The organism is Pseudomonas sp. yb_5 (assembly GCF_043103865.1).
GTDB classification, from domain to species: domain Bacteria; phylum Pseudomonadota; class Gammaproteobacteria; order Pseudomonadales; family Pseudomonadaceae; genus Aquipseudomonas; species Aquipseudomonas putida_Y.
Genome location: NZ_JBICKE010000132.1, coordinates 49,108 through 57,018, shown reverse-complemented (window position 1 = coordinate 57,018; position 7,911 = coordinate 49,108). Strand labels below are relative to the sequence as shown.

The 7,911-nt window shown below is 64.2% G+C and carries 8 protein-coding genes; 2 read left to right on the top strand and 6 right to left on the bottom strand.

All coding sequences use genetic code 11. The features are described from left to right. Positions 1–242: 242 nt before the first annotated feature. The gene (locus ACF8GF_RS24190; RefSeq protein ID WP_392461255.1) at positions 243–1,514 is read right to left on the bottom strand and encodes an Hsp70 family protein; all 1,272 of its coding nucleotides are present in this window, start codon (positions 1,512–1,514) and stop codon (positions 243–245) included. 164 nt (positions 1,515–1,678) lie between these two features. On the opposite strand from ACF8GF_RS24190, the gene cbpA reads away from it, so the two are divergent. Then, entirely contained in the window at positions 1,679–2,638 is a 960-nt protein-coding gene (cbpA, locus tag ACF8GF_RS24185) for a curved DNA-binding protein (protein WP_019437188.1), read from the top strand. Between the two features lie 2 nt (positions 2,639–2,640). Further along, positions 2,641–2,946: a chaperone modulator CbpM gene (locus ACF8GF_RS24180; protein ID WP_021784432.1), complete on the top strand. Its 306-nt coding sequence runs from the start codon at positions 2,641–2,643 to the stop codon at positions 2,944–2,946. A gap of 138 nt (positions 2,947–3,084) precedes the next feature. On the opposite strand, the gene ACF8GF_RS24175 is transcribed toward ACF8GF_RS24180, so the two are convergent. The 5 genes from ACF8GF_RS24175 to urtB form a co-directional block, all read right to left on the bottom strand. Beyond that, positions 3,085–3,600: a GNAT family N-acetyltransferase gene (locus tag ACF8GF_RS24175; RefSeq protein WP_176683175.1), complete on the bottom strand. Its 516-nt coding sequence runs from the start codon at positions 3,598–3,600 to the stop codon at positions 3,085–3,087. Positions 3,601–3,631: 31 nt separating this feature from the next. Further along, positions 3,632–4,330 carry an urea ABC transporter ATP-binding subunit UrtE gene (gene urtE, locus ACF8GF_RS24170; protein WP_003249634.1) on the bottom strand — a complete coding sequence of 233 codons (699 nt, stop codon included), beginning with the start codon at positions 4,328–4,330 and terminating at the stop codon, positions 3,632–3,634. Between the two features lie 153 nt (positions 4,331–4,483). Next, on the bottom strand, positions 4,484–5,341 hold the full coding sequence (gene urtD / locus ACF8GF_RS24165) for an urea ABC transporter ATP-binding protein UrtD (protein WP_144180699.1): 858 nt from the start codon (positions 5,339–5,341) through the stop codon (positions 4,484–4,486). Next, positions 5,338–6,417, bottom strand: coding sequence for an urea ABC transporter permease subunit UrtC (urtC, locus tag ACF8GF_RS24160; RefSeq protein ID WP_176683177.1), 1,080 nt, complete (start codon positions 6,415–6,417; stop codon positions 5,338–5,340). Before urtC ends, urtD begins: the two co-directional genes overlap by 4 nt. Further along, the gene (urtB, locus tag ACF8GF_RS24155) at positions 6,417–7,904 is read right to left on the bottom strand and encodes an urea ABC transporter permease subunit UrtB (RefSeq protein ID WP_176683178.1); all 1,488 of its coding nucleotides are present in this window, start codon (positions 7,902–7,904) and stop codon (positions 6,417–6,419) included. Before urtB ends, urtC begins: the two co-directional genes overlap by 1 nt. Between the last annotated feature and the right edge of the window lie 7 nt (positions 7,905–7,911).

Genomic DNA, 7,911 nt, shown 5'->3' with positions numbered 1-7,911 from the left:
CGCGAATACGGTAGCGGCGGCAACGGTGAACGGCGGGTGGTAATTGGCCAGCAGGCCCGGCCCTTTCGCGGGTGAACCCGCTCCTACACGCGGCCTGTGCCCAACCCCCGATGTGTGTCCACCCCCGATCGGTGTGTAGGAGCGGGTTCACCCGCGAATACGGTAGCGGCGGCAACGGTGAACGGCGGGTAGAGATTGGCCAGCAGGCCCACCCCGTTCGCGGCTACAGGCTAAACGACAAATCAGGCCGCGCCGTAACGCTTGCGCGCCTCGATGGCCAGCCCGCTCCCAATGCTGCCAAAGATGTTGCCTTCCACATGCCGCGCATTCGGCAGCATCGCCGAAACACTGTTACGCAGCGCTGGAATGCCGCTGGAGCCACCGGTGAAGAACACCGTATCGACCTGGCCTTCGCTTACCCCGGCCTTGGCCAGCAGTTCGGTGACGCTGCCGCGCACGCGCTCCAGCAGGCCTTCGATCGCCTCTTCGAACAGCGTACGGGTCAGTTCCGCTTTCAGGTCGGGCTCGACGCGGCGCAGGTCGATGTGGCGGCTGTCGTGCTCGGTCAGCTCGATCTTGCTGGCTTCCACTTCCATTGCCAGCCAGTGCCCCGCGCGCTGTTCGATCAATTTGAACAGGCGATCGATGCCGAAGCTGTCCTCGATGTCATAGCGCATGCTGCCCAGCGCCAGTTGCGACTTCTGCGAGTACAAGGCGTTGATGGTGTGCCAGGTGGCCAGGTTGAGGTGGTAGCTGGTCGGCATCAGCGCACCGCTCTTCATGCGGCTGCCGTAGCCAAACAACGGCATTACGCCCTGAAGGCTCAGTTGCTTGTCGAAGTCGGTACCGCCAATGTGCACACCGCCGGTGGCGAGGATGTCACTTTGGCGCTCGGCGACCAGGTGGCGCTCGGGCGACAGGCGGATCAGGGTGAAGTCCGAGGTACCACCGCCGATGTCGACGATCAGCACCAGCTCTTCGCGGCTGATGCTCGACTCATAGTCGAAGGCCGCGGCAATCGGCTCGTACTGGAACGACACGTCCTTGAAGCCGATCTTGCGTGCCACCTCGGCCAAGGTGTCCTCGGCCTCCTGGTCGGCAGCCGGGTCTTCGTCGACGAAGAACACCGGGCGGCCCAGCACTACCTGGTCGAACTCACGGCCAGCGGCGGCTTCAGCGCGCTTCTTGAGCTCGCCGATGAACATGCCCAGCAGGTCCTTGAACGGCAAGGCGCTGCCCAGCACGCTGGTGTCGTGCTTGATCAGCTTCGAGCCCAGCAGGCTTTTCAGCGAGCGCATCAGGCGGCCTTCGTAGCCTTCCAGGTACTCGTGCAGCGCCAGGCGGCCATACACCGGGCGCCGCTCTTCGATATTGAAGAACACCACCGAGGGCAAGGTGATCTTGCCGTCTTCCAGGGCAATCAGCGACTCGACGCCAGGCCGGTGCCAGCCGACTGTGGAGTTGGAGGTGCCAAAGTCGATGCCCAGGGCGCGGGCCGGGGATACGTCAGACATGGGAAATGGGCTTCCGGAGGCAAAACGGCCGCGCAGTGTATGCCAGTTGGCTACAGAATCAAGACCAGTCGTCTGCCTTGAGGCAAACCCAAGTCGGTCTTGAAAGGCTATGCTTGACCCCTATCTTCAGTTGCAACATGCACATTCACATTGGTGATCCATAAATGGACTTCAAAGACTATTACAAGATACTCGGCGTAGAGCCCACTGCGGATGACAAGGCGATCAAGGCCGCATACCGCAAACTGGCGCGCAAGTATCACCCGGATGTCAGCAAGGAGCGCGACGCCGAGGAAAAATTCAAGGAGGCCAACGAGGCCTATGAGGTGCTGGGCGACGCGCAGAAACGTGCCGAGTTCGATGAAATTCGCAAGTACGGCGGCCAGCATGGCCGGCCGTTCCAGGCACCACCGGGTTGGGAAAACCGGGGCGGTGGCGGCGGCTTCGAAGGCGGCGACTTCTCCGACTTCTTCAGCTCGATCTTCGGTGGGCGCAGTGCTGGTGGCAACCCCTTCGGTGGCGCCCGGCAGCAACAACGCAGTGCCGGCAGGCGGGGGCAGGACGTGGAGCTTGAACTGGCAGTATTCCTTGAAGAGACCCTGAGCAAGGAGTCCAAGCAGATCAGCTTCCAGGTGCCGCAAACCAATGCCATGGGCCAGCGCACCGGCTTCACCACCAAGACCTTGAACGTGAGGATTCCGGCCGGGGTGACCGACGGCGAACGCATCCGCCTCAAGGGCCAGGGCGCGCCGGGCAGCGGTGGCGGAGCCAACGGTGACCTGTTCCTGACCATCCGCATGGCACCGCACCCGCTGTTCGATGTCGAAGGTCATGACCTGATCATCACTGTGCCGTTGGCACCGTGGGAGGCGGCCCTGGGCGCCAAGGTGGCGGTGCCGACCCTGGATGGCAAGATCAACCTGACCATCCGCCCTGACAGCCAGAGCGGCCAGCGCCTGCGTGTACCGGGCAAGGGCCTGGCGAACAAGCAGGGAGAGCGCGGCAACCTTTATGCGCAGCTCAAAGTGGTCATGCCGCCCGCGTCGGACGAATCTGCCCGCGAACTCTGGACCAAGCTTTCCGAGAAAGCTGCGTTCAACCCGAGGACACAATGGAGTAAGTGATCATGAGCAGCACCCTGATCGTTCAACTGGACATGCGTACCCTGTGTCAGGAAGCCGATGTCACGGCTGAATGCGTGATCGAAATTGTCGAGCACGGCATTGTCGAACCTTCCGGGCGAACGCCGGAGGACTGGCTGTTTGACGATCAGGCGCCGCTGGTGGCCAAACGAGCGGTGAAGCTGCACCAGGAGCTGGAACTGGAGTGGGAAGGGGTGGCGCTGGCGCTGGAGCTGTTGCAGGAAGTGCAGCAGTTGCGCAGTGAGAACAGCATGCTGAAGCAGCGGCTGGGCCGGTTTATCCAGATGTAGGCTCCCTTGCATCTGTGGGAGCGGCCTTGTGTCGCGATGGGCTGTGCAGCAGCCCCAGATCTTTGCTCCACCGCAAAATTGCCGGGGCTGCTTTGCAGCCCTTTCGCGACACAAGGCCGCTCCACAATGGACCGCATTTCAGGTCGGTTCGGCGCCCGGGTTCAGCACCAGCTGCATGAAGGTCAGGTCCAGCCAGCGGCCAAACTTTACCCCCACCTGCGGCATCTGGCCGGTCACCACGAAGCCCAGCCGCTCGTGCAGGCGCACCGACGCTGCATTACCACGCTCGATCGCAGCCACCATCACATGCTTGCCACATCCGCGCGCGCGCTCGACCAGCGCCGCCATTAACACCGGCCCGAGCCCTTTGCCACGCTGGTCGCTGCGCACGTACACCGAGTGCTCAACGGTCAGGCGAAAGCCCTCGAAAGGCCGCCAGTCGCCAAACGAGGCATACCCCAGCACGCCGGTTTCATCGACCGCCACCAGAATCGGGTAGCCCTGCTGCGCGCGCGCTTCAAACCAGGCCTGGCGGTTGCCGAGGTCTACCGGGGTTTCGTTCCAGATCGCCGTGGTGTTGAGCACCGCGTCGTTGTAGATGTCGAGTATGCCCGGTACATCGGTGGGCAGGGCATCGCGGATTTCGTAGCTCATGACAGCGTCTCGCAAGGTCGTTGCTCGCAGATTAAATGGTTACCAGCCCGCGTACACCTTCGGCTTGCATGTTTTCGCCGCGGCCGCGCTGGATGATTTCGCCGCGGGCCATGACCAGGTACTGGTCAGCCAGCGCTTCGGCAAAGTCGTAGAACTGCTCCACCAGCAAGATCGCCATGTCGCCACGCTCGGCCAGGCGGCGGATGACCGCGCCGATCTCCTTGATCACCGAGGGCTGGATGCCTTCGGTCGGCTCGTCGAGAATCAGCAGGCGCGGGCGGCTGGCCAAGGCGCGGCCGATCGCCAGTTGTTGCTGCTGGCCGCCAGACAGGTCGCCACCGCGGCGCTGCTTCATCTGCTCCAGCACAGGGAACAGTTCGTAGATGAAGGCCGGTACCTCGCGGGCTTCACGGGCGGGGAAGCGCGACAGGCCCATCAGCAGGTTTTCCTCGACGGTGAGGCGCGGGAAGATCTCGCGGCCCTGGGGCACGTAGGCGATGCCGGCCTGCACCCGTTGCTGCGGTTTGAACGCGGTGATCGGCTTGCCTTCCCATTCGATACTGCCGTCACGGGCGGGCACCAGGCCCATCAGGCAGCGCAGCAAGGTGGTCTTGCCCACGCCGTTGCGGCCCAGCAGGCAGGTCACTTCGCCGACCTTGGCTTCGAAAGACAGGCCACGCAGGATGTGGCTGCCGCCGTAGTACTGGTGCAGTGTGTCGATCTTGAGCATGTGAGAGTTCCTGAAAGGGATGCTGAGCCTGTGCCAGCCTCTTCGCGGGCAAGCCCGTTCCTGTAACGGGAACCGCCCCATGGCATTAAGCCCCCTGTAGGAGCGGGTTTACCCGCGAAGAGGCCGGTACAGGCGCCAAAAATTCAAATCCGGTCAGCGGCCCAGATACACCTCGACCACCCGCTCATCTGCCTGCACCTGCTCCAGCGAACCTTCCGCCAACACGCTCCCCTGGTGCAGCACGGTCACATGGTCGGCAATGCTGCCGACAAAGCCCATGTCATGCTCCACCACCATCAGCGAATGCTTGCCGGCCAGGCCCTTGAACAGCTCGGCGGTAAACTCGGTCTCGGCATCGGTCATGCCGGCCACCGGTTCATCCAGCAGCAGCAGTTGCGGCTCCTGCACCAGCAACATGCCGATTTCCAGGAACTGCTTCTGCCCATGGGACAGCAAGCCGGCCTGACGCTGGGCAAGCGGCAGCAGGCGCAAGGTGGTCAGCACTTCCTCGATGCGCTGGCGCTGGTCACCGCTCAGGCGCGCCGCCAGGCTGGCCCACACCGACTTGTCGGTCTTCAGCGCCAGTTCCAGGTTCTCGAACACGGTCAGCGCCTCGAACACCGTGGGCTTCTGGAACTTGCGGCCAATGCCGGCCTGGGCGATCTGGTATTCGCTCATGCGGGTCAGGTCGAGGGTATCGCCGAAGTAAGCCGTGCCGCTGTCGGGGCGGGTCTTGCCGGTGATGACGTCCATCATCGTGGTCTTGCCGGCGCCGTTGGGGCCGATGATACAGCGCAGCTCGCCCACCCCGATGTACAGGTTCAGCGTGTTGAGCGCCTTGAAACCATCGAAGCTGACGCTGATGTCTTCCAGGCTCAGCACCGTACCGTGGCGGGTGTCGAGGCCGGCCTTGCGGCTGTGGCCCAGGCCAATGGCATCGCGTCCGGCGCCGAGGTTGTCGAATACCGGTTCCAGCATGAATTCCGGGTGGACTGGGGGCACGCCTCTCATGGCTGGCTCCTTTTCTTCAACAGGCCGACCACGCCCTTGGGCAGGTACAGGGTGACGAGGATGAATAGTGCGCCGAGGAAGAACAGCCAGAACTCGGGGAAGGCCACGGTGAACCAGCTTTTCATGCCGTTGACCAGGCCTGCACCGAGCAGCGGGCCGATCAGCGTGCCGCGTCCGCCCAAGGCTACCCAGACGGCGGCTTCGATCGAGTTGGTCGGCGACATCTCGCTGGGGTTGATGATGCCCACCTGCGGCACGTACAGCGCACCGGCCAGGCCGCACAGCACGGCGCTCAGTACCCACACCAGCAACTTGAAGCCGCGCGGGTCATAGCCACAGAACATCATGCGGTTTTCAGCGTCACGCACGGCGGTGAGCAGGCGGCCGAACTTGCTGCGGGTCAGGCGCCAGCACAGGTACAGGCTGGTCAGCAGCAGGGCCACAGTCAGCAGGAACAACACTGCGCGGGTACCCTGGGCTGCAATGTCGAAGCCGAGGATGGTGCGGAAGCTGGTGAAGCCGTTGTTGCCGCCGAAGCCGGTTTCGTTGCGGAAGAACAGCAGCATGCCGGCAAAGGTCAGGGCCTGGGTCATGATCGAGAAGTACACGCCCTTGATCCGCGAGCGGAAAGCGAACCAGCCGAACACCAGCGCCAGCAGCCCGGGCGCCAGCACCACCAGGCACAGGGCCCAGGCGAAATGCTGGGTACCGGCCCAGTACCAGGGCAGCTCGGTCCACGACAGGAAGGTCATGAACCCGGGCAGGCCGTCGCCGGCTGCCTGCCGCATCAGGTACATGCCCATGGCGTAGCCGCCCAGGGCGAAGAACAGACCGTGGCCCAGCGACAGCAGCCCGGCATAGCCCCAGACCAGGTCCAGGGCCAGGGCGACGATGGCGTAACAGAGAATCTTGCCGACCAGGGTCAGGGTGTAGGCCGACACGTGCAGGGCATGATCTGCCGGCAGCAGTGAGCACAGTGGCAAAGCCACCAGCAGCAGGACGACGACGGCACCGATGGCAAGGGTCAGGCGTGGGCCGGCCTTTTGCGTAGCAGTGACAAGCAGTGGCTGGTTCATCAGTCGATTACCCGTCCCTTGAGGGCGAACAGGCCTTGCGGGCGTTTCTGGATGAACAGAATGATCAACGCAAGGATGAGGATCTTGCCGAGCACAGCACCGATCTGCGGCTCCAGCAGCTTGTTGGCGATGCCCAGGCCGAACGCGGCCCAGAGGCTACCGGCCAGCTGCCCGACGCCGCCGAGCACCACCACCAGGAACGAGTCGATGATGTAGCTCTGGCCCAGGTCCGGGCCGACATTGCCCACCTGGCTCAAGGCCACGCCACCGAGCCCGGCGATACCCGAGCCAAGGCCAAAGGCGAGCATGTCGACGCGCCCGGTGGACACGCCGCAGCAGGCGGCCATGTTGCGGTTCTGGGTGACTGCGCGCACGTTCAGGCCCAGCCGGGTGCGGTTGAGCAGCAGCCAGGTGAGCAGCACCACGGCCAGGGCGAAGCCGATGATGACCAGGCGGTTGTATGGCAGCACCAGGTTGGGCAGCAGCTGGATGCCACCGGACAGCCAGGCCGGGTTGCTCACCTCGACGTTCTGCGCGCCGAACAGCAGGCGGATAGCCTGGATCAGGATCAGGCTGATGCCCCAGGTAGCCAGCAGGGTTTCCAGTGGGCGGCCGTACAGGTGGCGGATCACCGTGCGCTCCAGCGCCATGCCAACCCCGGCACTGACAGCAAACGCCACCGGCAGGGCAATCAGCGGGTAGAACTCGATGGCGCCTGGGGCGAAGCGCTGCAGCAGTACCTGGACCATGTAGGTGCTGTAGGCGCCGAGCATCAACATTTCGCCATGGGCCATGTTGATCACCCCGAGCAGGCCGAAGGTGATCGCAAGGCCCAGCGCTGCCAGCAGCAGGACCGAACCCAGCGACAGGCCGCTGAAGGCCTGGCCGAGCAGTTCGCCGACCAGCAGTTTGCGTTTGACCTGGGCCAGGCTCGTCTCGGCGGCTGTACGCACGCCCGGGTCGCGTTCTGCATCGGGCTGCAGCAGGGCTTCGAGGCGGGTGCGGGCCAGCGGGTCGCCGGTTTCACCCAGCAGGCGCACGGCGGCCAGGCGTACCGCAGGCTCGCTGGCGCCCAGTTGCAGGTTGGCCAGTGCCAGGCCGAGGGCGGCCTGCACGGCGGCGTCCGGCTCGCTGGCGAAGCGCCGGTCAAGGAAGGCCATTTGCGCGGGTTTTGCGGTTTTTTGCAGTTGTTGTGCGGCGGCCAGGCGGGTGTCGCTGTCGTCGCTGAGCAGCTGATGGCTAGCCAGGGCGTTGTTGATCAGGCCGCGCAGGCGGTTGTTCAGGCGTACCTTGCGCGTGTCATCGGTGGCGATGCGGCCTTGGCGCAGGTTTTCCAGTAGCGGCAGGCGCGCGGCATCGGGTTGCGCCGCCCAGCCTTCGAGCAGGCGGACCTGCTCGGCGGGCTTGGCGGTGAGAAAGAATTCGCCCTCGCTGGCGTGGGTTGCCAGGGGGATTAGTAGCAGGAGGGTGAGCAGGAGTCTGAGCATGCGGGCA